Origin of the sequence: Actinophytocola sp. (assembly GCF_036555685.1) — a bacterium.
Classification (GTDB): domain Bacteria; phylum Actinomycetota; class Actinomycetes; order Mycobacteriales; family Pseudonocardiaceae; genus Actinophytocola.
In genome coordinates this window covers 1-25,045 of the sequence record NZ_DATBKY010000115.1, presented here as the reverse complement: position 1 = coordinate 25,045, position 25,045 = coordinate 1, and the positions used below count along the sequence as shown (strand labels likewise).

At 71.0% G+C, this 25,045-nt stretch carries 26 protein-coding genes, 1 tRNA gene and 2 pseudogenes; 16 read left to right on the top strand and 13 right to left on the bottom strand.

Translation table 11 applies throughout. The annotated features are described in order from the left end of the window. Positions 1 to 50: 50 nt before the first annotated feature. Entirely contained in the window at positions 51 to 1,487 is a 1,437-nt protein-coding gene (locus tag VH969_RS12345) for a S1C family serine protease (protein WP_331973844.1), read from the top strand. Between the two features lie 122 nt (positions 1,488 to 1,609). Here VH969_RS12345 and VH969_RS12340 read toward each other — a convergent pair whose 3' ends face one another. The 5 genes from VH969_RS12340 to VH969_RS12320 form a co-directional block, all read right to left on the bottom strand. Then, a complete protein-coding gene (locus VH969_RS12340) occupies positions 1,610 to 2,032 on the bottom strand; it encodes a hypothetical protein (RefSeq protein ID WP_331973843.1) in 423 nt (140 codons plus the stop codon). Then, positions 2,032 to 3,303: a molybdopterin-dependent oxidoreductase gene (locus tag VH969_RS12335; protein WP_331973842.1), complete on the bottom strand. Its 1,272-nt coding sequence runs from the start codon at positions 3,301 to 3,303 to the stop codon at positions 2,032 to 2,034. Before VH969_RS12335 ends, VH969_RS12340 begins: the two co-directional genes overlap by 1 nt. 118 nt (positions 3,304 to 3,421) lie before the next feature. Further along, positions 3,422 to 4,045, bottom strand: a complete 624-nt coding sequence (locus VH969_RS12330; protein WP_331973841.1) for a methyltransferase domain-containing protein — start codon at positions 4,043 to 4,045, stop codon at positions 3,422 to 3,424. Continuing rightward, positions 4,042 to 4,767 (bottom strand): TIGR04282 family arsenosugar biosynthesis glycosyltransferase, encoded by a 726-nt coding sequence (locus VH969_RS12325; RefSeq protein ID WP_331973840.1) that lies wholly within the window; start codon positions 4,765 to 4,767, stop codon positions 4,042 to 4,044. The genes VH969_RS12330 and VH969_RS12325 overlap by 4 nt, the downstream gene beginning before the upstream one ends. After that, positions 4,764 to 5,480 carry a glycosyltransferase family 2 protein gene (locus tag VH969_RS12320; protein WP_331973839.1) on the bottom strand — a complete coding sequence of 239 codons (717 nt, stop codon included), beginning with the start codon at positions 5,478 to 5,480 and terminating at the stop codon, positions 4,764 to 4,766. Before VH969_RS12320 ends, VH969_RS12325 begins: the two co-directional genes overlap by 4 nt. Before the next feature lie 143 nt (positions 5,481 to 5,623). Between VH969_RS12320 and VH969_RS12315 the strand changes: the two genes are divergently transcribed. The 3 genes from VH969_RS12315 to VH969_RS12305 are packed head-to-tail and all read left to right on the top strand — an operon-like array spanning position 5,624 to position 8,788. Then, positions 5,624 to 7,030 (top strand): hypothetical protein, encoded by a 1,407-nt coding sequence (locus tag VH969_RS12315; protein WP_331973838.1) that lies wholly within the window; start codon positions 5,624 to 5,626, stop codon positions 7,028 to 7,030. 5 nt (positions 7,031 to 7,035) lie between these two features. Continuing rightward, positions 7,036 to 7,722, top strand: coding sequence for a response regulator transcription factor (locus VH969_RS12310; protein ID WP_414638489.1), 687 nt, complete (start codon positions 7,036 to 7,038; stop codon positions 7,720 to 7,722). A 13-nt stretch (positions 7,723 to 7,735) separates the two neighbouring features. Further along, on the top strand, positions 7,736 to 8,788 hold the full coding sequence (locus VH969_RS12305) for a sensor histidine kinase (RefSeq protein ID WP_331973869.1): 1,053 nt from the start codon (positions 7,736 to 7,738) through the stop codon (positions 8,786 to 8,788). Between the two features lie 3 nt (positions 8,789 to 8,791). Here the strand turns inward: VH969_RS12305 and VH969_RS12300 are convergent, their stop codons facing one another. Both VH969_RS12300 and VH969_RS12295 read right to left on the bottom strand, forming a co-directional pair. Further along, positions 8,792 to 9,775 (bottom strand): GH25 family lysozyme, encoded by a 984-nt coding sequence (locus VH969_RS12300; RefSeq protein WP_331973836.1) that lies wholly within the window; start codon positions 9,773 to 9,775, stop codon positions 8,792 to 8,794. A 630-nt stretch (positions 9,776 to 10,405) separates the two neighbouring features. Then, complete coding sequence (locus VH969_RS12295) at positions 10,406 to 11,455, bottom strand: NAD-dependent epimerase/dehydratase family protein (protein ID WP_331973835.1); 1,050 nt, start codon at positions 11,453 to 11,455, stop codon at positions 10,406 to 10,408. 148 nt (positions 11,456 to 11,603) lie between these two features. On the opposite strand from VH969_RS12295, the gene VH969_RS12290 reads away from it, so the two are divergent. Together VH969_RS12290 and VH969_RS12285 are read left to right on the top strand one after the other, a co-directional pair. After that, positions 11,604 to 12,104, top strand: a complete 501-nt coding sequence (locus VH969_RS12290) for a MogA/MoaB family molybdenum cofactor biosynthesis protein (RefSeq protein WP_331973834.1) — start codon at positions 11,604 to 11,606, stop codon at positions 12,102 to 12,104. Continuing rightward, complete coding sequence (locus VH969_RS12285; RefSeq protein ID WP_331973833.1) at positions 12,104 to 12,298, top strand: hypothetical protein; 195 nt, start codon at positions 12,104 to 12,106, stop codon at positions 12,296 to 12,298. The genes VH969_RS12290 and VH969_RS12285 overlap by 1 nt, the downstream gene beginning before the upstream one ends. Positions 12,299 to 12,505: 207 nt before the next feature. Here VH969_RS12285 and mscL read toward each other — a convergent pair. Together mscL and cpaB are read right to left on the bottom strand one after the other, a co-directional pair. Next, a pseudogene (gene mscL, locus VH969_RS12280) lies at positions 12,506 to 12,904 on the bottom strand (large conductance mechanosensitive channel protein MscL); the annotation flags it as partial. A 28-nt stretch (positions 12,905 to 12,932) separates the two neighbouring features. Beyond that, complete coding sequence (gene cpaB, locus VH969_RS12275) at positions 12,933 to 13,610, bottom strand: Flp pilus assembly protein CpaB (RefSeq protein ID WP_331973832.1); 678 nt, start codon at positions 13,608 to 13,610, stop codon at positions 12,933 to 12,935. A 101-nt stretch (positions 13,611 to 13,711) separates the two neighbouring features. Here cpaB and VH969_RS34510 point away from each other — a divergent pair, with 101 nt between their 5' ends. After that, positions 13,712 to 13,894: a hypothetical protein gene (locus VH969_RS34510; RefSeq protein ID WP_414638490.1), complete on the top strand. Its 183-nt coding sequence runs from the start codon at positions 13,712 to 13,714 to the stop codon at positions 13,892 to 13,894. A 14-nt stretch (positions 13,895 to 13,908) separates the two neighbouring features. Here the strand turns inward: VH969_RS34510 and VH969_RS34505 are convergent. Together VH969_RS34505 and VH969_RS12265 are read right to left on the bottom strand one after the other, a co-directional pair. After that, a pseudogene (locus VH969_RS34505) lies at positions 13,909 to 14,049 on the bottom strand (FmdB family zinc ribbon protein); the annotation flags it as partial. Positions 14,050 to 14,149: 100 nt separating this feature from the next. Further along, a complete protein-coding gene (locus tag VH969_RS12265) occupies positions 14,150 to 14,719 on the bottom strand; it encodes a 5-formyltetrahydrofolate cyclo-ligase (protein WP_331973830.1) in 570 nt (189 codons plus the stop codon). A 63-nt stretch (positions 14,720 to 14,782) separates the two neighbouring features. Between VH969_RS12265 and VH969_RS12260 the strand changes: the two genes are divergently transcribed. From VH969_RS12260 to VH969_RS12240, 5 genes are all read left to right on the top strand, one after another. Further along, complete coding sequence (locus VH969_RS12260; RefSeq protein WP_331973829.1) at positions 14,783 to 15,706, top strand: UTP--glucose-1-phosphate uridylyltransferase; 924 nt, start codon at positions 14,783 to 14,785, stop codon at positions 15,704 to 15,706. A gap of 20 nt (positions 15,707 to 15,726) precedes the next feature. After that, entirely contained in the window at positions 15,727 to 16,950 is a 1,224-nt protein-coding gene (glp, locus tag VH969_RS12255; RefSeq protein WP_331973828.1) for a molybdotransferase-like divisome protein Glp, read from the top strand. Between the two features lie 16 nt (positions 16,951 to 16,966). Then, on the top strand, positions 16,967 to 17,620 hold the full coding sequence (locus tag VH969_RS12250; RefSeq protein WP_331973827.1) for a GNAT family N-acetyltransferase: 654 nt from the start codon (positions 16,967 to 16,969) through the stop codon (positions 17,618 to 17,620). Between the two features lie 116 nt (positions 17,621 to 17,736). Next, the gene (sepX, locus tag VH969_RS12245) at positions 17,737 to 18,663 is read left to right on the top strand and encodes a divisome protein SepX/GlpR (RefSeq protein WP_331973826.1); all 927 of its coding nucleotides are present in this window, start codon (positions 17,737 to 17,739) and stop codon (positions 18,661 to 18,663) included. A 25-nt stretch (positions 18,664 to 18,688) separates the two neighbouring features. After that, positions 18,689 to 18,761, top strand: a tRNA-Ala gene (locus VH969_RS12240). Positions 18,762 to 18,786: 25 nt separating this feature from the next. Here VH969_RS12240 and VH969_RS12235 read toward each other — a convergent pair. Next, positions 18,787 to 19,683 carry a hypothetical protein gene (locus tag VH969_RS12235; protein WP_331973825.1) on the bottom strand — a complete coding sequence of 299 codons (897 nt, stop codon included), beginning with the start codon at positions 19,681 to 19,683 and terminating at the stop codon, positions 18,787 to 18,789. A gap of 323 nt (positions 19,684 to 20,006) precedes the next feature. Between VH969_RS12235 and pabB the strand changes: the two genes are divergently transcribed. From pabB to VH969_RS12220, 3 genes are all read left to right on the top strand, one after another. Then, entirely contained in the window at positions 20,007 to 22,001 is a 1,995-nt protein-coding gene (pabB, locus tag VH969_RS12230) for an aminodeoxychorismate synthase component I (protein WP_331973824.1), read from the top strand. Beyond that, the gene (locus tag VH969_RS12225; RefSeq protein WP_331973868.1) at positions 22,001 to 23,032 is read left to right on the top strand and encodes a nitronate monooxygenase; all 1,032 of its coding nucleotides are present in this window, start codon (positions 22,001 to 22,003) and stop codon (positions 23,030 to 23,032) included. Before pabB ends, VH969_RS12225 begins: the two co-directional genes overlap by 1 nt. Positions 23,033 to 23,180: 148 nt before the next feature. Further along, positions 23,181 to 23,615 carry a VOC family protein gene (locus tag VH969_RS12220; protein WP_331973823.1) on the top strand — a complete coding sequence of 145 codons (435 nt, stop codon included), beginning with the start codon at positions 23,181 to 23,183 and terminating at the stop codon, positions 23,613 to 23,615. 228 nt (positions 23,616 to 23,843) lie between these two features. Here the strand turns inward: VH969_RS12220 and VH969_RS12215 are convergent, their stop codons facing one another. Continuing rightward, positions 23,844 to 24,473, bottom strand: a complete 630-nt coding sequence (locus VH969_RS12215) for a hypothetical protein (RefSeq protein ID WP_331973822.1) — start codon at positions 24,471 to 24,473, stop codon at positions 23,844 to 23,846. 219 nt (positions 24,474 to 24,692) lie between these two features. Here VH969_RS12215 and VH969_RS12210 point away from each other — a divergent pair. Further along, positions 24,693 to 25,045, top strand: a 353-nt coding sequence (locus VH969_RS12210; protein WP_331973821.1) for an SRPBCC family protein, incomplete at its 3' end; no start/stop codon positions are given.

Below are 25,045 nucleotides of genomic sequence, written 5' to 3'. Positions count from 1 at the left end.
CATAGGTTGGTCTCAGGAGGCTCTCAGGACCAGGGCGCAAGGTGGGTGGCATGAGCGAGGAGAACCGGGAACCGACGCACGATCCGGCCAAGCCGGGCACGCCGGAGGAGCCGGTCGAGCCGGCGGCGCAACAGGAGCCGCCCGTGCAGCAACCGGAACCGCCGCGCGTGCAGCAGCCGCCGCAACAGCCGACCATGCAGCAGCCGCCGCAGGTACCGCTCCAGGGATATCCCGGACAACCGAGCGCGCCGCCGGGGGAGCGCGTGCTGTTCGGCTCCGCGTTCGCCAACCACCCGGGCGCCGGCACGCCCCCGCAGCAGACCGCCGCGTACCCGCACATGGGCCCGCCGACCGGTCCCATCGCGCCGCCGATGCACGTCGGCGGGCCCAACGGCCCCGAGCAGCGGCGCGGACACACCGCGCTCGTCGCCGGACTGACCGTGCTCGCCCTGCTCGTAGGCGGTGGCGCCGGCGCGGCCGGTGGCTACCTCGTCGCGGAGAACAACCAGACCGGACCGGTCAGCAACTCGCTCGACCAGAAGCCACCGGCCAAGCAGACGTCCGACGCCCCGTCGGGCTCGGTCGAGGCGGTGGCCGAGAAGGTGCTGCCGAGCGTGGTTCAGTTGCAGGTCAGGGGCCAGTCCTCGGCAGGGGAGGGCTCCGGCTTCATAGTCAGTTCCGACGGGCTGATCGTGACCAACAACCACGTCGTCGAAGGGGCCGCGAACAACGGCCAGATCGTCGCCGTGTTCCACGACGGCAGCACCGCGCAGGCGACGATCGTCGGCCGCGACCCGACATCCGACGTCGCGGTCGTGCGCGCGGGGGACAAGAGCGGGCTCCCGACCGTCGACCTGGGCAGGTCCGACGACCTGCGCGTCGGCCAGAGCGTGGTGGCCATCGGGTCGCCGTTCGAGCTGTCCGGCACCGTGACGTCGGGCATCGTGTCCTCGCTGCACCGGCCCACGCGAGCGGGTGGCGAGAACGGCTCGCAGGCGACGGTCATGGACGCCATCCAGACCGACGCTGCCATCAACCCCGGCAACTCCGGCGGGCCGCTGGTGAACATGGCCGGCCAGGTCATCGGCATCAACTCGGCGATCTACAGCCCGACCGGCGGTGGCGAGAGCCAGGGCGGCTCGGTCGGCATCGGCTTCGCCATCCCGATCGACCAGGCGCGGCGCACCGCGGACGAGATCGCGAAGACCGGCAAGGCGACGCAGACGATCCTCGGCGTGACCGTGCAGGACAACCAGGCCGGTGGCGCGCGCATCATCGACGTCAGTCCGAACGGGCCGGGTGCCAAGGCCGGGCTCAAGCAGGGCGACGTCGTGACGAAGCTCGACGACCGCGCCATCGACACCTCCGACGCGCTCGTGGCCGCCGTCCGCTCGCACAAGCCGGGCGACAAGGTGAAGCTCGTGCTCGGCGACGGCCAGCGAACTGTCGAAGCGACTCTTGCCGGACAGCAGGTCGAAACTGAATGATTAGCGTGGGCAAACCCACCGACGCTCGGCCCCAGGACGGGGCCGAGACCAACCCCGGCTCGATGCCCCCGAGCCGGAAGAGCTCCACGAGGGGCTCTTGAAAGGGCGCCGCACGCGGACGATTAACCCCTCGCTCGCCCGCGTGCGGCGTCCGTATTTCTGGCTCTGATCACGCCGGCGATCGCCACACCGAGCCACACCAGCCCGAGCGTGATCGACAGCCGCAGCACGTAGTCGGCGTCGTGCAGTCCCGGGTTCGCCGCCACGCCGAACGGCCGCCAAAGCAGCGGCATCGCGAGCAGCCCGAGCACCCCGCTGAGGACCGCGCCGACCGCGACCGGTACCCGCCACGCGCGCGGTACCACCCTCGTCAGCACGAGCCCACCGATCCCGACGGCCGGCGCCACGACGCCGTCGTGCACGATCGGCCCGCCGATGAACCACGCCGCCGCCTGGCTCGCGTCGTGCCGTCCGGCGAAGTCGAGCGCGAGCCACGCACCCCAGGCCAGCGCGCCCAGTCCGGCGATGGCGAACATCCAGCGCATCACAGCACCTCCAGCCGCGTGACCCACTTCGTCTGCAGCACGCCGGGCCGGTTCGGCGCGATCAGCCGGCACGGGTAGCCGTGGTCGAGCGCGAGCACCTCGCCGTTGAGCTTCATGGCCAGCAAGGTCCGCGGATCGCCCGAGTGCGAACCGGGGAGCGTGCTGGCCCCGTAGGGCCCGCGATCCGTCGACGACACCCTTACGCGCGATCCGGGCGGCGCTCCGGCGATCCGCAGCAGGTCGTCGACCCGCACGCCCGACCAGACGGCGGACTGGCTCCACCCCTCGACGCAGGCGATCGGCAGTTCTTCGGTGGCCTGCGCGAGTCGCTCGAGCTCGCGTAGCGAGAAGGTCGTCGTCCGGTTGGGTGTGACGACGGTGAGCCGCCACGAGTCGCCGGCCCGCGGTACCCGCGCCGCGCGAGCCGTCCGGTTGACCGGCAGACCTTGCGGCCCGCGCGCCGACCGCAGCGAAAGCGGCGACACGTCCCGCAAGACCGGGACGGTCGACCCGGCGGTGGCGACGACCGCGGCTCCGGTGGCCAGCCAGGTGGTCCGAAGAAACGCCCGCCGCGAAAGCAAGCCCTTATCGGACACCGGGTCCAGCCGCCCCAGCCCGCGCCGAACAGCCGGCCACTTGACCGCGACGTGCAAGAGGACGGACCCGATGGCGACCCAGGCGACGACGTAGTGCGCGGGCGGGAAGGCGAACCCCCAGACGTAGTTCTGCGCGCTGTTGAAGATCCCGGTGGCGAGCTCGAAGAAGGCGGCGCCGGAGAGCAGGAGGATCGACACCCGCTCGAGGGCATGTGGCACCGAGCGAACGAGCGGACGGCCGAACAGCTTCGGGTAGACACTCCACAACTTGGCGAGCAGCAGCGGAATGGCCGCGACCCCGCAGATGACGTGCAGCCCCTGCGTGACCCGGTAGAGGTTGACAGGGGAGGAGGGCCAGTAGAACCAGGCGGGCCCGTGCTGCAGGAAATGACTCAACACCCCGGTGAGGAAGCAGATCCCGAAGGTGATCCCGAGCCATACCCCGATCCGCGCGGTGACCTTCTCGCTGTGAGCCGCACTTCGAAAGTCCTTCTCGTCCGGCACTCGAAGCTTGGCGAGTAACCCACCCTGCTGGTTCGTCCCGTCGTCGCGTGCATTCCTACCTCGTGGCGGGACGACTTGGCCTTCCGGCTGCTGGACGCCGGGCGCTTGCTTCTCGTCCGAAGCCGGCTTCTCCCGCCGGCCACCGGCACTCCCGTTGTCACTCGTCGTCATGGGATGAGCTCCCCGAACCGGCCGTCGGCGGGATCCGTCACGACGCAGTCGTGGTGCCGGTTCTCGCGTCCGGGGCAGTGGCTGGACCGGCGGCCTGCCGTCGTCTTCTCGGCCGGTGTCATTTCGTCAGCTCCGCGAACCAGCGGCCGCCGGCGCCGCGGACCCAGCCCACGTCCATGGCCGCCGCGGTGGCGATCTCACCGACCATGTCCGCGCCCAGCCAGGCCCAGCGGAACCAGCGGCCGCCGGTGGAGTCCGTCGCGACGCGGACGGGGCCGTGGCGTAGGCCGCCGCCCGGTGGGTCCAGCTCCACCAACACGCTGCCACCGCGACCGAGCAACTCCCGCACCCGGCCGAGCAACCGAACCGGGTCGCCGCCGATGCCGATGTTGCCGTCGGCCAGGAGGGCGTGCCGCCAGCGGCCCTCGGCCGGTTGCCGGTCGAACACGTCGCGGCGCACGGCCACCGCGCCCGCCGCGCGGGCCAGCCGCACCGCCACCGGCGAGATGTCCGTGCCCAGCGCCGGCACGCCACGCTCCAGCAGCGCCGCCGCCAGCCGCCCCGGGCCGCAGCCGATGTCCAGAGTCGGGCCCGTGCAGTGCCGCAACATCAACTCGTCCCCGGGCGACGGTTCCGCCCGCCACCGCGCGACCGGCAACGAGATCCGCTCGCCGCTCGCCAGCTCCAGCCAGCATCGCTGCCCGTGCAGCCCGGGCGCGAACTCGTCCGAGGCCGCGATCATCCCGCCGCCCCCATCAGCGCGAGCGACGCGACCGCCTCCGCGAACCGGCTGCCCGGCACCATCCCGGCCACCCGCAACGCGTCCGGCATGAAGTCCACATCGCACAGCGCCGCCAACCGGCCGACACGCAGCCCCGCACCGCGCAATGCGAACAGCGTCCGCATGCCCGTGTCCCCGCGCGACATCGGGACCGCACGCAGCACCGACGCCCGGGCCGGCGACCGCAGGCCCAGCCCCCACCAGCCGCCGTCCGCCGCCGGGCCCAGCACCGCGTCGGTCTCCGCCAACGCCGACACCGACGCAGCGAGCAGCTCGGGCCGCACCTGCGGCGTGTCCATGCCGATCTGGAACACGGGCATGCCCGCGAACTCGGCCGCCACGTCCAGGTGCGCGTTCGCCAGCCGCTCGCCGAGGTCGGCGCCTCGCTGTGGGATCACCGTGCAGCGCGCGAGCAACTCGACGAGCTCCGCCTGCCGCGAAGCCGCCTCGAGCTGCCCGGTCAGCGCCACCACGGGCACGGTGCCGGGCGTGGCGAGCACGGCCTCGAGCGTGTCGAGCAGCGCGGCAGCCGCGAGCCCGGCAGCCGCACGATCACCGACGACGCGCGCCAGCCGTGTCTTCGCCAAGCCGGCGACCGGCGCTTTCGCGACGACGAGCAGGCACGCGCCTTTCGCCGAAGCCCGGGCCGGCCGTGCATCGCCTGCTGTCGGGCGCGCGGTCATGGCTTCGCTCCGGTCAGGCCGCGTGCCGCGCGCGATCCTTCTCGGTCAAGTCTGGTTCTCGACGCCTTCAGGACCACGGCCATGTCCCGCACGGCCCGACAGGTTCCGAGCACCGAGCCGGAGACCTTCGACTTCGTCCCCAGCGCGCGCGGCCGGTACGCCACGTCCAGCTCGACGACTCGCCAGCCCGCCGCCGCCGCGCGCAGCAGCAGTTCGAGCGGGTAGCCGAATGCCCGGTCACGCACGCCAAGACCGAGGAGGTCCTGGCGTCGCACCGCACGCGCCGGTGCGATGTCCGAGACCGGCAACCCACGTCGCCGCAGGATCGTTGCCAACACGAGATTTCCGGCTCGCGCATGCCACGGCCACACCCCGCGGCTCACCGGCACTCGCCGGCCGACCGCGAGCTGCGCTCCACCGGCCACGGCACCGACGAGCCGTACCAGCTCCGCGGGGTCCAGCGAACCGTCCGCGTCCAGGAAGCACACGATCTCCGAGCGGGCGTGCTCGAGTCCGGTGCGGACGGCCGCGCCGTACCCGCGTCGTGGTTCGTGCACGACGGTCGCGCCGTGTGCGCCCGCGATCTCGGGGGAGCCGTCGGTCGAGCCGTTGTCCACGACGATCGCGCGGTAGCCGGCCGGTAGCGCGGCCAGCACTCCGGGCAGCGCGGCGGCCTCGTCCAAGCAGGGCAGCACCACGTCAACTTGGTCCATGCCAGGCACGCTATGGCCGCCGTCGACCGCCCGAAAAGCCTTGTGCTGCTTACCAAATCATGACGGCTGGAAAGTTCTTACGGAGTGCTGACGGATCCCGTCGGCGGCAGGCGAACGCCATCCAGCGGGCTTACGGTCCACCGGTGTCCACCGTCATCACCCGCCCGGGCACCGCCTCGCCCGTGCGGCGTTCCGGTGTGCGCGCCGACATCGTCGCCGGGGCCGCCGCGCTGCTGCTCGTGTTCGTCGCGCTCGTGGTCGGCATGCGGACCGGCGCGCGGCTCTACGGCGCCGAGCACTTCCAGCACGCCTCGCCCCGCTTCGGCGAGTATCCGGTTCTCGGGAGCCTCCTGCCGCACGTCGGTCCCGGTTCGGTGCTGGCGGTCGTCCTCGCGGTGGCAGCGGTCGCGTGGGGACCGGGTCTGGCCGAGCGGCTGGGCTGGCGGCTCGCGCTGACGGGCGCCTACGTGCTGTGCGTCGCGTGGACGTTCGCACTGGCCCTTGTGGACGGCTGGCAGCGGGGCGTGGCGCACCGGCTCGCGGAAGGCCCGGAGTACCTGTCCGAGGTGCCGGGCATCACCGACATCCCGGCGATGTTGCGCACGTTCACCGACCGCATCCTCGCCACCGCGCCCGACCCGTGGATCACCCATGTGTCCGGCCACCCGCCGGGCGCGACGCTCGTGTTCGTCTGGCTCGACCGGATCGGCCTGTCCGGCCCGACGGCCGCGGGTGTCTTCTGCGTGCTCGTCGGCGGCCTCGTCGCGGTTGCCGTGCCGATGACCGTCGCGGCGCTGGGCCGGATCGATCTCGCTCGGGCGGCGCTGCCGTTCGTGGCGCTGCTGCCGGGTGCGGTGTGGCTCGGCGTATCGGCGGACGCGATGTTCGCTGGTGTCGTGTCGACCGGCGTAGCGGTACTCGCCGTTGGCAGCGCGCGGCTGACGACCGGCCGATCGGCGGGCGGTCTGCTGTGCGCGACGGGCGGCCTGCTGCTCGGCTTCGGCATCTTCCTGTCGTACGGCCTGTTGCTGATGGCGCCGATCGCGCTCGCCGTCGTGCTGGTGTCCCGCTGCTGGCGCGCGCTGCTGTACGCGGTGCCGGCCGCGCTTGCGGTGGCCGGAACGTTCGCGCTCGCCGGTTTCTGGTGGGTGGACGGCTACCAGCTCGTCGTCGAGCGGTACTACTCCGGCATCGCGTCCGTCCGCCCCTACTGGTACTGGATGTGGGCGAACTTCGCGTGCCTCGCGCTCGCCGCCGGGCCGGCCGTCGCCGCCGGGCTGCGGCGCAGCGTGCCGCGGTTCCTCGACGGCCTGCCCGGACGCGAGCCGCCGACGCCGGTGGTCGCGCTCGTGCGGGGCGCGGCGCTCGCCGTGCTCACCGCCGACCTGACCGGTCTGTCGAAGGCGGAGACCGAGCGTATTTGGCTACCGTTCGTGGTGTGGCTGGTGCTGGCCGCCGCGACGCTTCCCCGGGAGTCGCGGCGCTGGTGGCTCGTCGCACAGGCCGGGACCGCGCTTGCGGTCAACCACGTGCTGCTGACGAACTGGTGACGGACATGAACACGCGAGTGCTGGTGGTCGACGACGACCTGACCGTTCGGGACGTGGTGCGCCGGTACCTCGAGCGCGCAGGGCACCAGGTCGCGCTCGCCGACAACGGCGAGGACGCGCTCGCCTGGATCGCCCGGCAGGAGCCCGACCTCGTGGTGCTGGACCTGATGCTGCCCGGGATCGACGGGCTCGAGGTGTGCCGCCGGCTGCGGCAGACGAGCGCGGTGCCGGTCGTGATGCTGACCGCCCTCGGCGAGGAGGAGAACCGGATCGCCGGCCTTCAGCTGGGCGCGGACGACTACGTGACCAAGCCCTTCAGCCCGCGCGAGCTCGCGCTGCGCGTGTCGTCGGTGCTGCGGCGGACCGGCGCCGCGACGCCGCCGAGCGCGAAGGAGCTGCTCGACGGCGACCTGCGGCTGGACGTCGCCGCCCACTCGGCGTTCCTGCGCGGCACGGAGCTGCCGCTGACCACCCGCGAGTTCGACCTGCTCGCGTTCCTGCTGTCGAACCCGGGCGAGGCGTTCACGCGGGAACAGCTGCTGGAGAAGGTGTGGGGCTGGGACTTCGGCGACCAGTCCACTGTGACCGTCCACGTGCGACGGCTGCGCGAGAAGATCGAGGTGGTGCCGGCGAAACCGGTGCGCATCGCGACCGTGTGGGGAGTGGGCTACCGCTATGACCGCAGCGCCTGACCCGCCGGCCCAGATCATCGATCCCGGCGAGTCGCTCGGGGAGATGCTCAGCCACGCCCTGCACATCGTGCCGGTGGCGCTCGCCGTGGTGCTGCCCGTGGTCGCGCTCGGCACCGCGCTGCTGTACTGGGTTCGCCGCGGCTCGCTGACGACCACCATGACGGTCCTCGTGCTGGTCCCGATCATCGCGATGATGGCCGGCGTGCTCGGCGTCAGCGGGTTCATGTTCAACGCCACTCTCACGACGATGGCGCTGGTGTGCGCGCTCGTCGTCCTCGTGACGTTGCCCGTGGCGCTGCTGCTCGGGCACGCGATCGCGCGGCGCAGCGTCTGGGAACGCGAGGCACGCGAGCGCGAGCGCGCGGCGGAGGCGTCGCGGCGCGAGCTCGTGGCGTGGATCAGCCACGACCTGCGCACGCCGCTGGCCGGCATCCGCGCGATGGCCGAGGCGCTCGCGGACGGCGTCGTCTCCTCGCCCCAGGAGGTCGCCGGCTACGCACACCGGATCGGCGGGGAGAGCAGCCGGCTGTCCGGAATGGTCGACGACCTCTTCGAGCTGTCGCGGATAACCGCGGGCGCCCTGCGGCTGACGATGTCGCAGGTGGCGCTGCAGGACGTGGTGTCCGATGTGCTCGCCGCGCAGGCTCCGGTCGCACGGCGCAAGCGCGTGCGGGTCCAGGCCAACGCCGCGACCGCGCCGGTCGTGCTCGGCAGCGACCCCGAGCTGGCGCGCATCGTCCGCAACCTCGTGTCGAACGCGATCCGGCACACCCCGCCGGACGGCACGGTGGCCGTGCAGCTGGGCGTGGACGGTCACGACGCGGTGCTGGCCGTGGACGACGCGTGCGGCGGTATCCCGGACGCCGAGCTCACCCGCGTCTTCGACGTCGCGTTCCGCGGCTCGGCCGCCCGAACGCCCAGCCCGACCGGCGAGGACCAGGCGGGTGGCGGCCTCGGCCTGGCGATCGCCAAGGGCTTGGTCGAGGCGCACCGGGGCCGGATCGACGCGCACAACCACGGCCCCGGCTGCCGGTTCGAGGTTCGCCTCCCGCTTGCTGTCGTATAGGCATCACCCCTTCGCGAGCGCGGCGAGTTCGTGTTCGCCACCGTTGAGCCAGTTGACGTCGGTCACGGCCGTGATGCCCCTGACGGTTCGCTGGCCGTGCTGCCAGATCTGCCACCTCGACCAGCCGGTCGGGAGCGTCGGCCGGTCGGAGATGGCAGCGACCCAGAGCGGGCTGCCGGCGAAGGCGGAGGTGCCACCCGTGCACTCGTTCCACCAGCCGGCCGCGGTGTAGATCGTCGCGGTGCGGCCGGTGCGGCGCTCGACCTCCCGGACGAAACCGCGAATCCACCAGATCATCCTTTTCCTCGTGAACCCGTAGCAGGCGTTCGTGTGGTCACTGGAGGCGTACGGGTTCCATTCGATGTCGAGGACGGGATTCAGCGTTTTCCCGTCGGCGCGGTAACCGGCGTGGTCGAGGAAGTATTTCGCCTGTGCCGCGCCGCCGGAGTCGTTGGGAACCGCGAAATGGTAGGCGAACGCGTACATTCCCGCACCCCGGGCGCCGTTCTGATCCCGGAGCCGGTGCGGGTTCGCGTAGTAGCGCCCCTCGGTTGCCTTGACGCCGACGAACCGGTAGCCGCGTGCCACCAGCCGCCAGTTGATCCCCGCGCCGCCGGGATGCTGATGACTCGCGACATCGATACCCTCGAGGCGGCCGTTCTTGTTCCCCTTTCTCACGTTTCCACTGGTCAGCTCGATCGGAAGCCGAGGACTGTGTGCCTGGTCGACGCTGCCCCGCACGACCCCGCCGTCGACCGGATCGCCGCTTTCGCCGACCGGCGCACCGGCGGCAGCCGGCTGCACGCTGAGCCCTCCGGCGGCGAGAACCGCTCCGATACCGGCGCCGAGCCACCTCCCCCACGTGCTTGACATAGCTCCCCCTCTTGGTGATCTATTCGGTGAGTCGATGCTCGCACACAAATGCGAAAACGTCGTTTCGAAAGGGCCCGAAAATGGCGGGTTGTCCACAAGCCGCGAGTTGTCCACAGGTACACCGCGGCACCCGTTTTCTGTCGGCTCCACCCGGTAAAGTGGAAACCGGGGGGACCCCGGGTGCACTGGGTGGAATTGTTCGCCGACGAGATCGGTGAGAGGTGGAAATTGGCCCGGAAGTATGACCTCGGCGAGTGGACATATGACGGGCCGTCGCGGCAGGCCCGACTGGGTGGTCGACCGAGTGGCGGGCGATTTGCCCTTCGTCCGGGCTCGGGTGACAGTGGTCGCCAGGCCTGCATCCCTGAGCGAGTAGTTGAGTGCGTTCGGCCGCGCCAACGATGTATGGATACGCGCCGCCGACGTGGCCGACCCCAGGAGCGACCCAGCAGATGCACCACGACGTGATCGTTGACGACCTCGATGCCGCCGAGGCGGCAGTGATCGTTCTCGGTGCGACAAACATCCGGACCAGCCCGGTACGTCCTACCGGGTCTTCCTGGACCCGCAGGTCACCCCTTCTGTCTTTGTCTGCGCTGATCCGGAGGAGAGCATCGCGGCGAAGCGTTCGCGCTCATCGGGCCCAGGCACGGCCGCGTCGACGAGGGATACCTCGTCGACGTGTCGTCCGCTGTGACTCCCGTGGTCGTGCCGACCACGTCAACGCCTGGGGCCCGGACCGTTTCAGACGATGGCCGCAGGCATGCGGAGTGGTGCCGTGGCGAAGCCGGTGATGCCGTCCTTGAAGCCGATCTTCGCTTCGAACCCGAGCAACTGCCGGGCGCGGGCCGGATTGGCGACCACGTGGCGGACGTCGCCCGGGCGGGCACCGCCGATGACTCTTGGCGGCGGGCCGCCATAGGCCCGCGCCAGCTCGGTGGCCAGGTCGCCGACTGTGTGCGGGTCGCCGGAGCAGATGTTCACCGGAGTCAGGGTGCCCGGCGCTGGTGCGGTTTCGATCGCCGCCGCGTTGGCCAGGGCCACGTCCGTCACGTGGACGAAGTCCCGGCGTTGGCGGCCGTCTTCCAGGACCGTCGGGGGCTCACCGCGTTGCAGTGCCGAGCGGAACAGGGATGCCACGCCGGCGTAGGGGGTGTCGCGCGGCATTCTCGGGCCGTACACGTTGTGGTAGCGCAGCGCCCACACCGCGCCACCGGTCTGCCGCGCCCAGGCCGACGCCAGGAATTCCTGAGCCGCCTTGGTTGCCGCGTACGTGCTGCGCGGGTCGATCGGGGCGTCCTCATCGACCAGGTCCGGTGACAGCGCAGCACCACACTCCGGGCACGGCGGCTCGTAGCGGCCGGCGTCCAGATCGGACCGGCGGCGCGGGCCCGGGCGCACCACGCCGTGCTCCGCGCACTCGTAACGGCCCTCGCCGTAGACGACCATCGACGATGCCAGCGCCAGGTGCGAAATGCCCGCGCGGTACATGGCGGAAAGCAGGACCGCGGTGCCGTAGTCGTTGTGCAGCGCGTAGTCCGGCGCGTCGGACGGGTCGAGGCCATGGCCCACTACTGCCGCCTGATGGCACACGACGTCCACGCCGCGGAGCAGGTCGTCGAGCAACGCCGCATCCCGGATGTCCCCGATCACGACATCGGGCGCCGTCGCTTGTGGACCGTGGGCTTTCGGCAGGAGGTTGTCCAGCAGCAGGGTCTCGTGGCCGCGCCGGTCGAGCACGTCGGCGATGTGGGAGCCGATGAAGCCCGCGCCGCCGGTGATCAGGACTCGCATGCGTTCGACGCTAGGGCGCCGCCGGGCGCCGCCGCGACAACCGCGGGGCGGCCGTCACAGAACCGTCAGATCTCGCACGCGGAAATATGGCGGTCGCCACGCGGGGGATCGCGCCGGGACCACGGGCGTGGCGACTACGGTGAGCGCCATGGAACGGAGTGCGCAGCGGCTCGGCAGGGCTCTCATCGTGATCGTCGACGACCGCGTGGCCCACGGTGAGCACGAGGACACGGTCGGCCCGCTGGTCACCGAGCTGCTCGAGGAGAACGGGTTCATCGTCGACGGCATCGTCACGGTGGCCGGGGAGACCGTCGACATCCGCAACGCCCTGAACACCGCCGTCATCGGCGGCGCCGACCTGGTGATCACGGTCGGCGGCACCGGCGTCTCGCCACGCGACGTCACGCCCGACGCCACCCAGGGCGTGCTCGACCGCCCCATCCCGGGCATCGCCGAGGCCATCCGCTCGTCCGGCCTCGCCGCGGGTGCCGTGGACGGCGGTATCTCCCGTGGGCTCGTCGGAATCTCCGGCAGCACGCTCGTGGTCAACCTGGCCGGCTCGCGTGCCGCGGTCCGCGACGGCATGGCGACCCTGTCGTCCCTGGTCCCGCACGTCATCGACGAACTGTCCGGCCTGGACACCAACTAGTGTCCCGCGAGCCGGAGGACCGGACCGGCGCGGCCGAGCCGCGCCGGCCCGCTCCGAGACGCCGGGACCTGGACGACATCTTCGGCGAGGTCCTGCCCACGACGACCTCCGACGAACGCGAACCCGAGCGCGACGACACGGACCGCGAGTCCTGGTACGAGCGCAACCGGCCGCCCCACCACGACCGCGACTAGCGTCCGGCTCCGCGCTGAGCGCCCCTCTCACCAGTTCCGGGGCCCTGGGCCGCCCGGTGGCGGGCCGGCCGGGCCCGTCGGACCACCCGGGCGCTGAGCGGGGCCCGCCGGGCCGGCCCAGCCGCCAGAGCCGGGCGCACCCGGGGCGACCGGGCCGGGCGGGTACTGGCCCTGGTAGGGAACGCCGGTCTGCACGGTCTGCTGCTGTCCCTGACCGTCCTGCTGCTGGCGGAGCAAATCACGGATCTCGAGCAGCACCTCGACATCGGTGGGCTCGGCCGGGCCCGGCTCCTCGCCACGCTTGCGGCGCTCCTGGATCGTCTTCACCGGCAGCACGAACATGAAGTACACGATCGCGGCGACGATGAGGAAGTTGATAGCGGCCGTGAGGATCGCGGCGAAGTCGATCTTCGACGCCTCGTTGCCCGCGATGATGGTCCAGGACAGACCGGAGACGTTCGTACCCCCGACCGCGGCGATGATCGGCCGGATCAGGTGGTCCGCGATCGAGGTCACGATGGCGGTGAACGCCGTACCGATGATCACCGCGACCGCGAGTTCGACCACGTTTCCGCGCATCAAGAAGTCCTTGAACCCTTTGAGCACGTGAAGCTCCCTTCGGGGACGGGCAGGGCTACCGCAGCGTAACGGCGACCGGTTGTCCCAAGGAGACCGATGCGAGCCTGGTCGCCGACTCCTGTGGCACCGCGATGACCACCAGCCTGCCGGGGCGCGTGCCGGTGCGCATGGCATCGCCGGGCTCGTCCGCGCGCACCGTGACGACCGTGGCATTGGCGGCCAGCAGCTCCGCCCGCGAACCGTCGTCGGGCGCGACCGTCACCACGTCGACGTGCGCGCCCGGCGTGAGCAGCGCCGCGACCTCGGGGTCGGCCAGCCGTACGGGCACCGCGACCGCGTCCGGATCGCCCGTGGCCAGCCGGCTGTTCTCCCGGCCGACCAGGCGTGCCCGGGTGACCGGCTCGCCTCGGCTCGCGGCACCGGCCAGCACCCGGCCGCTGACCTCCTCGGCGGACGTGAGCGCGGCCGGCGGGCGCACGGACTCCGGCGCCCGCACCACCCGCACGTCGGCCGGGCGCAGGCTCGAACCCGGCGCCAGGTCACGTGCCGCGACGAGCATCGGCACCGTCGGCTCGCCGCGCGCCTGCGGCGGTGGACGGACGGCCAGCGCCACCGCGCACAGCACGAGCACACCCGCGACGACCCGGCGCAGCGCGAGCGCACGGGGCCAACCGCGGGTGGCGAGGAACTGGCGAAGTCGATCTCGGAGAAACGGGGTCAGCGATGCAGCCATGAGACCGACGCTACGGCCGGTGCGCGCCGGTCAGCCGCGGAAGATCGCCGGCTGTGGACAACTCGGCGGGTTGTGGACAACCCGGCGCTCAGGACGCCTTCTTGGCCGTGCTTGTCGTACCGCCCGAGGACGATGATCCCGAGGACGACCCCGAGGACGACGAACCGGAGTCCTTGGTGGCGCCGGAGGACGAGGAAGAGGAGGACGACGATGAGTCGGACGACTTGCTGTCAGCGGACGAGGAGGCGGCGGACTTCGTCTCCGACCGGCTGTCCGTGCGGTAGAAGCCGCTCCCCTTGAAGACCACACCGACCGAGCCGTAGAGCTTGCGCAGCCGGCCGGCGCACTCGGGGCACTCGGTCAACGACGCGTCGCTGAAGGACTGCACCGCCTCGAAACGGTGCTCGCACGCCGTACACGCGTACTGGTAGGTGGGCACGGACCTGCTCCCTCTCCCGGTCTTGGCACTCGCGCAGTCAGAGTGCTAAGAGACATTCTGCGCCAGAACGCGCCGGGAGCGCAAACGGCCTCGAGTGGCGTCACACGAACCTGAGCAGGCCCCGGTTCGGCGTGAGTACGGCGGTCATGCGGACGTCGTGGGGCTCGCTCGGCAGCTCCTCGAAGATCTCCTGGTCACGCACGACGGCCACGATCTCGGTGCCGTTCGAGGCCAGGGGTAAGGACTGGTCGTAGTGTCCTGCGCCGCGGCCGAGGCGCACCCCGTTGCGGTCCACGGCGAGCGCGGGCACGAGGACGAGATCAGCGATCCGCAAGGCCGAGGTGCCCAGTACCTCGCCGATGGGCTCGCGCAGCCCGTAAGGCCCGGGCCGCAGCGCGTCGCGGCCGGCGTAGAAGCTCCATTCGAGCGGGCCGTTGCCGGTGACGATCGGCAGCAGCACGCGCGCGCCGTAGTCGTTGAGGTCATCCAACATCTGCACGGAACCAGGTTCGGAGGCGATCGGTACGAACGCACACACGGTCTGTCCGGGAAACACCACGCGACCGCCGGTCAGGTGGCTGGACAGGGACATGGCTTCGGCGAAGCGCACGCTCGCGGGCACCCGTCGACGCTCGGACAACAGCTCCTTGCGCCACCGCCACTTGGTCATGGCGGCGGTCTGTTCTCGATCACTCCCGGGCCGGGCCACGACATGAGGTTAGGCTGGCTGTCCATGGCCCCCACTACCGCCATCAGTTCCGATCCCGGATCCGCCTCCTCGAGCGGCATCAGAACAGCCATCGTGCCGGCCGCCGGGCTGGGTACGAGGTTCCTTCCGACCACGAAGGCGGTGCCCAAGGAACTGCTGCCGGTCGTCGACACCCCCGGCATCGAGTACGTCGCGGGCGAGGCGGCCGAAGCGGGCGCGAAACGCCTGGTCATCGTGGTTTCGCCGGGCAAGGATGCGGTCGCGCGGTACTTCGAGCCGCAGCCCGAGCTCGAGGAGACGCTGGAGCAGCGGGGCAAGACGGAACTGCTCGAGAAGGTCCGCCGGGCGCACGGGCTGCTCGATGTGGAGACCGCGATCCAGGAGGAGGCGCTCGGTCTCGGCCACGCCGTCAGCTGCGCCGAGCCGAACCTGACCCCCGAGGACGAAGCGGTGGCCGTGCTGCTGCCCGACGACCTCGTCCTGCCCACCGGCGTGCTCGGCCGCATGGCCCGCGCCCGCGCGCGGTACGGCGGCACCGTGCTGTGCGCGTTCGACATCCCGAAGGAGGAGATCTCCCCGTACGGTGTCTTCGACGTGGCGGACACCGATGACCCGGACGTCAAGAAGGTCAACGGGATGGTGGAGAAGCCGGCGCCGGAGGACGCCCCGTCGACCTTCGCCGCCGCCGGCCGCTACCTGCTGGACCGTGCCGTTTTCGACGCGCTCAAGCGCATCACCCCGGGCGCGGGTGGCGAGTTGCAGCTCACCGACGCCGTCGCGCTGCTGATCGCCGAGGGGCACCCCGTGCACGTGGTCGTCCATCGCGGCGGACGTCACGACCTGGGCAATCCTGGCGGTTTCCTGCGTGCCGCCGTGGACTTTGCGCTCCAGCACCCCGAATATGGGCCTGACCTTCGCGAGTGGTTGCGCGGGCGCGTAGAGGAGTAGCGACAAAAGACGGGGTCGGAATGAGGTCAGTCGACGAGCAGCTCGGCCGGGCGCTTGCCGCTGCGGTTCGCCCTGCCCCCGTCCGGGTGGCCATCTCCGAGGCGCAAGGCCTGCTGTGTGCGGAGGAGGTCGTCGCCGAGCGCGCGCTGCCCGGTTTCGACCAGGCCGCGGTCGACGGGTACGCCGTGCGCAGCGTGGACGTGCGGGAGGCCGGCAACGAGCCGGTCGTGCTGCCGGTCGTCGGCGAGATCCCGGCCGGCTCCCGCCAGCCGCGCCGGCTCCAGCCCGGCCAGGCGGTGCGGGTCGACACCGGCGCGCCGCTGCCGACGCTCGCCGACGCCGTCGTGCCGATCGGCTACACCGACGGCCATCACGCGCGCGTGACCGTGCAGCAGCCGGTGCCCTCGGCCGCCTTCGTGCGCCGCACCGGCGAGGACGTCCAGACCGGCGACGTCGCCGTCCGCCGCGGCTCACCGATCGGCGCCGCGCAGGTGGGCCTGCTCGCCGCGGTCGGCCGGGCCAAGGTGCTCGTCTACCCGCGGCCCCGCGTGTCGATCATCTCGATCGGCGACGAGCTCGTGGACATCGACCGCACGCCCGGCCAAGGGCAGGTCTACGACGTCAACTCGTACTCGCTGGCCGCCGCCGCGCGCGACGCCGGCGCCGAGGTGAACCGCGTCGGCATCGTGCCGAGCGACACGAGGCGGCTGCGCGAGATCGTGGAGGGCCGGCTGCTGCTGAGCGAGATCGTGATCATCGCGGGCGGCGTCGGCGGCGAGTTCGCGGCCGAGATCCGCTCGGCGCTCTCCGAGCTGGGCGACGTCGACATGACCAGGGTCGCCATGCATCCCGGCTCCGTGCAGGGCTTCGGCCGGCTCGGCCCGGATGCCGTGCCGACCTTCCTGCTGCCCAGCAACCCGATGAGCGCGCTCGTGGTGTTCGAGGTGATGGTCCGCCCGCTGATCCGCGCGGCGCAGGGCAAGCGCAACCCGCAACGCCGGCAGATCTCCGCGCGGCTGCTCTCGCCGATCACGTCGGCCAAGGGCCGCAAGGGTTTCCTGCGCGGACAGCTGCTGCGCGACGAGAACAACGGCGAGTACCTCGCGCAGCCGCTGGGTATGTCCGGCTCGCATCTGCTGGCGTCGCTCGCGGAGGCGAACTGCCTGATCCTCGTCGACGACGAGACGACCGAGGTCGTCGTCGGCGAGGAGGTCCAGGTGAGCTTCTTGGCGCAACGTGGCTGAAGGGACGGCTCACGGGGTGAGTTGGACGGTGCCGCAGGGCCGCCACCCCGGCTGGCCCGCCGACCTCGGGCCGTTACGGGTGGCCGCCGGCGTGCTCGAGGTCCGCAGGCCGCGGTTGCGTGATGCGTCGGCGTGGAGCCGCGTGCGCCGCCGCGACCGGCTGCACCTGCAGAGCTGGGAGCCGACGGTCCCGGGCAGCTGGAGCGACAACAACGCCGCGCTCGCGTGGCCCGGCCAGTGGTCGACGCTGCGCGCACTCGCCCGGCGCGGGCTGACGCTGCCGTTCGTGATCACCGTGGACGGCCAGCTGGCCGGGCAGGTCACGGTCGGCAACGTCGTGCGCGGCTCGCTGTGCTCCGCGTGGATCGGCTACTGGGTCGGCACGCACGCGATCGGGGGCGGCGTGGCCACCGGCGCGGTCGCGCTCGTCGTCGACCATTGCTTCGCCGCCGCCGGGCTGCACCGTCTCGAGGCGACCGTGCGGCCGGAGAACAACGCGAGCATCCGGGTCCTCACGAAACTGGGCTTCCGCGAAGAGGGTTTGTTCCGCCGTTACCTCGACGTCGCCGGAGGTTGGCGCGACCACCTGTGCTTCGCACTGACCACAGAGGACGTTCCGAGTGGACTCGTGAACCGGTTGGTCGCCGACGGTCGCGCCGAGCTGCTCTGACTTCGCCTTTCGATCTTCTCCGATGTATCGGCGCGCCTCCGACACGCCTGTGACTGTTGTGACTAACGTGGCACCGGAAGTTTCGCCAAAAATCGTCACGGGGGAGGTGTCGAGGCATGCCGAGCTCGCTGGTCGTGGTCGCGATCGTGCTCGCGTGGCTCGTCGTCCTCGTGCCGATGATCGTGCGGAAGCGCCAGGAGGTCGCGAAGACCGCGGACTCGGAGCTGGCGGCGAGGGTCGTGCGAAGCGGGAGTGGTGAGGCCGAGGCGGACACGCGGGACGCGGAATACGGCATGGAGGAGGCCCCCATGCGCGACACTGACGGGATAGACGAGGATTTCGGTGGGGAATTGGCGGAGCCCGCCGACTCCTCGGCAGATGCCGCCCATGACGCCGACCGGGATGCACGGGACGAGATGAGCGCTGGCTACTACGACGAGGCGGACCTCGAGTACGCCCGGCGCTACCGCCCGGGCCGGGGCGGCTTCGACCCGGAGGCGGCCGCCATCATCGCGAAGGCCAAGTACAGCTTCCGCCAGCGCGTCGTGCTCGCCATGCTGATCGGCGCCGTCGCGACGGCCGTCGCCGGCGCGGTCGCATTCCCGATGGCGTGGTGGGGCCACGGCGCGATCGACCTCGTGCTCGTCAGCTACCTCGTGTACCTGCGGCGCCAGGTCCGCATCGAGAACGAGATCCGCGAGCGGCGCCTCGCGCGGATGAACCGCGTTCGCCAGGCCCGCGCGATGGCGGCCGCACGCCGCCGTCCGGTGGAGCCGGCGTACCAGGAGCCGGCGCACCAGGAGCCCACCCGCCAGGAGCCGATCTACGACGAGCCCGAGGTCTACGAGGAGCCGGAGGCTCTCGAGGACGAGTACGAGCCCGAGGACGCCGCCGGCCCCCGCGAGCGGGTCTCCGAGGGCCCGTTCACGCCGCCGGTGATCCGCGCCGGCGCGGTCCTCGTCGACGTCGACGACGAGGACCCGGCGTTCGAGGAACTGGACGAACCGGGCTCGCTGCCCTACCGCCGGGCGGTCGGCGAATAGCTGTTATGCTCACGCAGCACCACCAGGGGCTGTAGCGCAGTTGGTAGCGCACCTCGTTCGCATCGAGGGGGTCAGGGGTTCGATTCCCCTCAGCTCCACCCTCAGCTCCGCGTTCTCTCAGCGCTAGTGGAACATCAGTTCCTCCGGGTTGAAGTTCAGGCTCAGGCCGTCCGCCGTGAGGCGGTAGAGGTCATGGAGGTTGCCCATCTCGCCCGTGGGCAGCAGCGCCTGGTCGTCCCGGCGCGGGTCGACCCGGATCCAGCTGTCGAAGCCCGCCAGGTCCGTGTTGCCCGCTTTGAAGTACGCCACCAGGCGGCGGTACAGCTTCGGGAACATGATCAGCGTGGTCAGGTCGGCCAGGTTCGCCGGCCGGACCGCGGCGGCCGTCGTGAGGCTTTCGCGAGGCCAGAAGCCCTGCGCGTCCTTGCGCGCGCGTCCGATCAGCTCACGCATCCGCGCGATCAGGTCCAGCGGCATCGTCGAGTACAGCTCCGCGTACGCCAGGCCCTCGCGCAGCAGCGTCGCGTTCGCGCTCTTCTCCAGCAGCTCCGGCGTCGCGAACACCGGGTCGCCGTCGCCCGCGTCCAGGGTCGACGTGCCCGGGAACACGAGCGACAGGACCCGGCCGTTGGACTCGATGCCGTTCGCCAGCACGTGCCCGCGGGTCGGGTGTGGTTCCGCCTTCTTGACCTTGTTGGGACGGTCCGGCCAGAAGTCGATGTCGGTGAATCCCAGGAATGCGAGCATCCGGTCCCGCGCCGCACGGGCGAATTCCAGATTCTGGTGCTGGTTTTCGAAATGTGTTTCCAGCGCGTCGATTCCTTCGAACCGAATCGCGTACGTGCCCAGGTGCTTGCGATCGGGTGCGACGTCGTTGAAGCGCGGCAGGCTCCGCACGATCTGGTCGTTGTCCGGCAGGAAGCTGACCGTGTCACCGTCGGGCTCGGGGCCGTTGCGCGGTAGGTCCGGATAGCGGACGTAGAAGTCACCGGAAATCAATGTGTAGCGAGGTCTTTTCATGCCCGTATATCGCCGGGCCGCGAGCGTGTGGAACGGCTTGCGGCCCCGCGACGGGAAACGGCTCGCCGTGGCCGGACCGGGGCGCCGTCCGATGTGACTAGCCGCTGCCCAGTGCCCGCGTCGAGCGGTGGTCGAGCAGTGTTGACCAGCGCAAACGCGTCTCCCAGCATGGAATGCACGAGGGCGGGACCCCCAGACCCTGGCCGGCAGCGGGAGCATTGGCCGCGCTGCCGGCCAGCATCACCAAGCTCGTGACAGATCCCTCCTTGCGCCGGTGAGAGCCCATCGGTCAGGCTGCGGTCGGTCGCTTCGCGAGGTGGTTGATGCACACGCTGATCATCGACAACTACGACTCGTTCACGTACAACCTGTTCCACCACGTCGGTGCGGTCACCGGCGTGGCGCCGACGGTCGTGCGCAACGACGAGCCGGGTTGGACCGCGGCCGACCTGGAGCCGTACGACAACGTCATCATCTCGCCAGGGCCCGGCCGGCCCGAGCGCGCAGCCGACTTCGGCATCTGCGCGGACGTGATCCGGGCGGCCACCGTCCCGCTGCTCGGCGTCTGCCTCGGCCACCAGGGCATCTGCCACGTGCACGGCGGCGAGGTCGGCCAGGCGTCCGAGATCCGGCACGGCCGGGTCTCGCCGATCCACCACGACGGGACCGGCCTCTTCGCCGGGCTGCCCACGCCGTTCGACGCCGTCCGGTACCACTCGCTCACCGTCACCCGGCTGCCGGGCGACCTCGAGTCGATCGCGACCACGGCGGACGGCGTTCTCATGGCCGTCCGCCACCGCACCCGCCCGCAGTGGGGCGTCCAGTTCCACCCCGAGTCGATCCGCACCGAGCACGGCGACCGGCTCCTGGCCAACTTCCTCGGGCAACGCCGCCACCAGCGCCCGGCCGTCGACGTGCGGACGTCGACCGGTCCGCGGCTGCTGCACCGGCGGATCCCCGTCGACGTGTCGGCCGAGGCCGTGTTCGACGCCCTCTACCGCGACTCCGACCAGGCCTTCTGGCTCGACAGCGCGGACGGGTCGGCCGGCAGCTTCTCGTTCCTCGGCGACGCCGCCGGCCCGCTCGCCCGGGTCGCGACCGCCGACGTCACCGCGCGGACGGTGACCGTCCGCTCGGCCGCCGGCGACCGGGTCGTCGAGGGCTCCTTTTTGGACTGGCTGGCGCGGGACGTGGCCGCGAACCGGGTGCGTGCCGGCGACCTGCCGTTCGGCTTCGCGCTCGGCTGGGTCGGCTACCTCGGCTACGAGCTGAAAGCCGAGTGCGGCGGCTCGAACGCCCACCGCTCCGCCCTGCCGGACGCCGCGATGATCTTCGCGGACCGGGCGGTCGCGGTCGACCACGGCAAGCGCGAGCTGCACCTGCTGGCGCTGGACCACCCGGACAACGTCACCTGGCTCGACGAGACCGCCGGCCGCCTGCGCGCGGTCCGGACGCCGCCGCCCGAGCCGGCGCGGATCGAGCTCGGCCCGCTGACCTCGCGTCACGATCCGGCGACGTACCGCACGCTGATCGCCGAGTGCCAGCGGGAGGTCACCGCCGGCGAGACGTACGAGGTGTGCCTGACGAACCGGCTCGCCACCCACGGCAAGCTCGACCCGTGGCCGGCCTACCGCGAGCTGCGCCGCGACAATCCCGAGCCGTACTCGGCGCTGCTGCGGCTCGGTGAGCTGAGCGTGCTCTCCGCGTCACCCGAACGGTTCCTGCGGGTGTCCGCCGACGGGGTCGCCGAGTCACGCCCCGTCAAGGGCACCCGACCGCGAGGCACCACCCCGGCCGAGGACGCGGCCCTGCGCGCCGAGCTCGCCACGAGCGTCAAGGACCGCGCCGAGAACCTCATGATCGTCGACCTCGTGCGCAACGACCTCGGGACGGTCGCCGAGCTGGGCTCGGTGACCGTCGAGGGGCTCTTCGCAGTGGAGACGTTCGCGACCGTGCACCAGATGGTGTCCACGGTCCGCGCGCGGCTGCGGCCGGACGCGACCGCGGTCGACTGCGTACGCGCCGCGTTCCCCGGCGGTTCGATGACCGGCGCACCGAAGATCCGCACGATGTCGATCATCGACCGCCTGGAGGGCGGGCCGCGCGGCGTGTACTCGGGTGCGCTCGGTTACTTCTCACTCACGGGCGCCGCCGATCTCAGCATCGTGATCCGTACCCTGGTGGTACAGCCGGACGGAGTGTCATACGGTGTCGGCGGTGCGATCATCGCACTGTCCCAACCAGACGCCGAGCTCGCGGAGACCGCGGTCAAGGCGACTCCGCTGCTTCGGCTGCTGGACCAGGAGTTCCCGCGATGATCCTCGACGAGCTGCGCCACCCGATCGTGCAGGCGCCCATGGCCGGCGGGGCCTCGACGCCCCAGCTGGTCGCCGCGGTGTCCGGGGCGGGCGGGCTCGGATTCCTGGCCGCGGGCTATCTCATCCCGCGTGACGTCCGCACGCGGATCCGCGCCACCCGGAAGCTCACCAGCAAACCGTTCGGCGTCAACATCTTCGTCCCCGACACGTCCACTGTGGATGGGCCGGCGCTGGCGCGGTACCGCGACCGGCTCGTCACCGAGGCGACGCGGTACGGCGTCGAGCTCGGCGACGCGGTCGACGAGGACGACGGGTGGATCGGCAAGCTAGCCGTCGTGCGCGAGGAGCAGGTGCCGGTCGTCAGCTTCACGTTCGGCTGCCCGGACTCGTTCGTGATCGCCGAGTTGCAGGAGGCAGGTTGCACGGTCGTGGTCACGGTGACGTCCGCGACCGAGGCGAGCAAGGCAGCAGCCGCCGGCGCGGATGCGCTGTGCGTGCAGGGCATGGAGGCGGGCGCGCACCGCGGCTCGTTCCGCAACGGCGGCCCGACCGACGACACCGCCTTGCTTCCGTTGCTGCGCAAGGTGTCCGCGGCCGTCGACATTCCGCTGATCGCGACGGGCGGGCTGTCCTCCGGCGCCGACGTGGCTGCGGTGATCGTGGCCGGCGCGGCCGCGGCACAGCTGGGCACCATGTTCCTGCTGTGTCCGGAGGCCGGGACGAACGCGCTGCACCGCGAGGCTCTCATCCGGGAGGGGCGCACGGCGGTGACCCGGGCGTTCACCGGACGGCCCGCTCGCGGCATCGTGAACCGGTTCATGAACGAGCACTCCGGGGAGGCGCCGGCGGCATATCCACACGTGCACCACATGACGTCGAACCTGCGGCGTGCGGGGGACCCGGAGGCGATGTCGCTGTGGGCCGGGCAGGCACACGAGTTCGCTCGCGAGATTCCCGCCGCCGAGTTGGTGGCGACGCTCGCCGCGGACGCCAAGACCGCGCTTGCCCAGGCAGCGCGGCGCTTTTCCTGAATTGTCAGGCCCCGGGCGTAACAGCAACCGTTTGAGCTGCTGCGCCTGGCGACGGCATCGACGTCGCTCGGGCGCCGGACCGGCGACTCGCCAGGGCAGTCCTCTCGCATAGGACGGAACTGTCGGAGGTGGGCGCTACGGTCTCGCCATGGCCGCCAGAATTGATCTGACCCTTGATTGCGCGGACGCGACGCTTCTCGCTGAGTTCTGGAAAACAGCGCTGGGGTATGTGGACGAACCACCTCCCGCTCCGTTCAAGACTCGAGAGGAGTGGCTCGCGCAGTTCGACCTCCCGGAGGATGATTCGGGCGATGACGCTGCATGGCTTTGCGATCCCGAGGGTCGCGGACCTCGGCTCTCGATCTTGACGGTTCCGGAGCCCAAGACGGCGAAGAATCGGCTTCATATCGACATCCGGGTGCCGGGAGAGGGCACACCCGATGAACGGTGGGCCCGGATTCGAACGGAATCCGAGCGGTTGGTGAGGGCGGGCGGGACCATCCAGGAGGAGTTCGTCGGCCATCACATCGTGATGGCCGACCCGGAGGGCAACGAGTTCTGCGTTGCGGCGGGCTCGCCGTGAGGTCGCTGTGCCTGGCTCCAGCCCAGGGTGGAAATGCTTGGCTTGTCCTCATTCCCGCTCCGCCGCGACAGATACGTCGAACGTGATTCAAATGCACCGATGTTCGGCGTGACCACGGTCTGATCGAGTGACGCCGGCACGCCGATCGCTCGGCAGCTCACCTGGCGACTGGTGTGGGCCTGAGCCTGCTGTTCGGCCGCACGCGGCGCAGTCGGTTCCCGTGGCCTGTCAGGACAAGCGCCAGATGATGAAGTATCCGCGGCTCCTTTCGCCCTGGAGTTCGGCGCGGATCTCGGCGATGAGATCGATGGCGTCGTCGATCAGCTCGGCGCGGGCTTCTGCCCGTGCGGACCAGGTGCTCCATGCCGGGCCGGTTTCGATTTTGACGTTGTCGATCTCACCGTTCGATTCCGTCCAGCTCACGACTTTCGGCTGCCGCGGACCGTCGGTCGCCACGAGCCCGATGAGCTTGCCGCGCAGGGCCGCGTACCTGACGTGGATGCGGTCGGAAGCGTAGAGGTCGAGAAGGTTGTCGATGTCCGCGGCGATGTTCCATTCCTCAACCGAGAGGTACGGCTTGCCGACTTCGTCCACGTCATCGAGCGCTTCGAGTAGTCGCTGCGCCCATGTGATCAGGGCGAGGTACGGCTCGGCGCGTTTGTCGCGGACGTCTTGCTCGTGCGATCGCTCGCGGAGCGCGCGTTCCTGGGTGGTGACCAGCCGCTCCTGCGCCTCGAGCGTGGCGCGCGTGGTCTCACGCTGCGAACGCAGGGAAAGCAGAGTCGTAAAGAGGCTCGCCAAGACCGCCAACGCCGCGACACCCGTGGACGCGAGGCTCACAATGACCTGAGGTTCCACGTGTGTCAGTCTCTCAGCAGCTTCCCGGTGCGGGCTGCTCCTTGGCGTCGCGCCGGCCCGTCCCGGCTCGGTGAGTGGCCAACCTCCGCGAGACGGGGTTCCGTAACGATCTACGCTCGGCGTGTGCGCCGGCCGGAACACACCGCGAAGCGTGCGGTGTGTTCCGCATGCTGTGACGTTCGGGTCGCGCGAGGCCGGAAATGGCTTAGTATCACGGCCGTGCGCCGCTACGTGATCGAGAAGACCGCACGGAGCTCCGCGGACCCGGGCGAGGTGTATCGCCTGCTGCGAGACGGTGCCACGTGGCCGGAGTGGTCGTCGATCAAGGGCTTCGAGCTGGAGCGCGAAGGCGACGGCGAACCGGAGGGCGTCGGCGCGGTGCGCGTGTTCGTCAACGGCCCCATCCGCGGGCGGGACGAGATCACGGGCTTCGCGCAGGATCGGCAGTTCAGGTACAACCACCTGGACGGCCTGCCCGTGCGCGACTACCGCGGCGTGGTCGACCTGGTACCGAAGGACGCGGGCACGGAAATCACGTGGACGGTCAGCTTCGGGGCGAAGTACCCGGGCAC

Coding starts and splice junctions, on each gene's coding strand:
- VH969_RS12325 (WP_331973840.1), bottom strand. CDS start 4,767: ATGACCGCGCGCCCGACAGCAGGCGATGCACGGCCGGCCCGGGCTTCG.
- VH969_RS12320 (WP_331973839.1), bottom strand. CDS start 5,480: ATGGACCAAGTTGACGTGGTGCTGCCCTGCTTGGACGAGGCCGCCGCG.
- glp (WP_331973828.1), top strand. CDS start 15,727: ATGAGGTCAGTCGACGAGCAGCTCGGCCGGGCGCTTGCCGCTGCGGTT.
- VH969_RS12340 (WP_331973843.1), bottom strand. CDS start 2,032: ATGCGCTGGATGTTCGCCATCGCCGGACTGGGCGCGCTGGCCTGGGGT.
- VH969_RS12330 (WP_331973841.1), bottom strand. CDS start 4,045: ATGATCGCGGCCTCGGACGAGTTCGCGCCCGGGCTGCACGGGCAGCGA.
- VH969_RS12290 (WP_331973834.1), top strand. CDS start 11,604: ATGGAACGGAGTGCGCAGCGGCTCGGCAGGGCTCTCATCGTGATCGTC.
- VH969_RS12310 (WP_414638489.1), top strand. CDS start 7,036: ATGAACACGCGAGTGCTGGTGGTCGACGACGACCTGACCGTTCGGGAC.
- VH969_RS12295 (WP_331973835.1), bottom strand. CDS start 11,455: ATGCGAGTCCTGATCACCGGCGGCGCGGGCTTCATCGGCTCCCACATC.
- cpaB (WP_331973832.1), bottom strand. CDS start 13,610: ATGGCTGCATCGCTGACCCCGTTTCTCCGAGATCGACTTCGCCAGTTC.
- VH969_RS12260 (WP_331973829.1), top strand. CDS start 14,783: ATGGCCCCCACTACCGCCATCAGTTCCGATCCCGGATCCGCCTCCTCG.
- VH969_RS12220 (WP_331973823.1), top strand. CDS start 23,181: ATGGCCGCCAGAATTGATCTGACCCTTGATTGCGCGGACGCGACGCTT.
- VH969_RS12345 (WP_331973844.1), top strand. CDS start 51: ATGAGCGAGGAGAACCGGGAACCGACGCACGATCCGGCCAAGCCGGGC.
- sepX (WP_331973826.1), top strand. CDS start 17,737: ATGCCGAGCTCGCTGGTCGTGGTCGCGATCGTGCTCGCGTGGCTCGTC.
- VH969_RS12335 (WP_331973842.1), bottom strand. CDS start 3,303: ATGACGACGAGTGACAACGGGAGTGCCGGTGGCCGGCGGGAGAAGCCG.
- VH969_RS12235 (WP_331973825.1), bottom strand. CDS start 19,683: ATGAAAAGACCTCGCTACACATTGATTTCCGGTGACTTCTACGTCCGC.
- VH969_RS12265 (WP_331973830.1), bottom strand. CDS start 14,719: ATGACCAAGTGGCGGTGGCGCAAGGAGCTGTTGTCCGAGCGTCGACGG.
- pabB (WP_331973824.1), top strand. CDS start 20,007: ATGCACACGCTGATCATCGACAACTACGACTCGTTCACGTACAACCTG.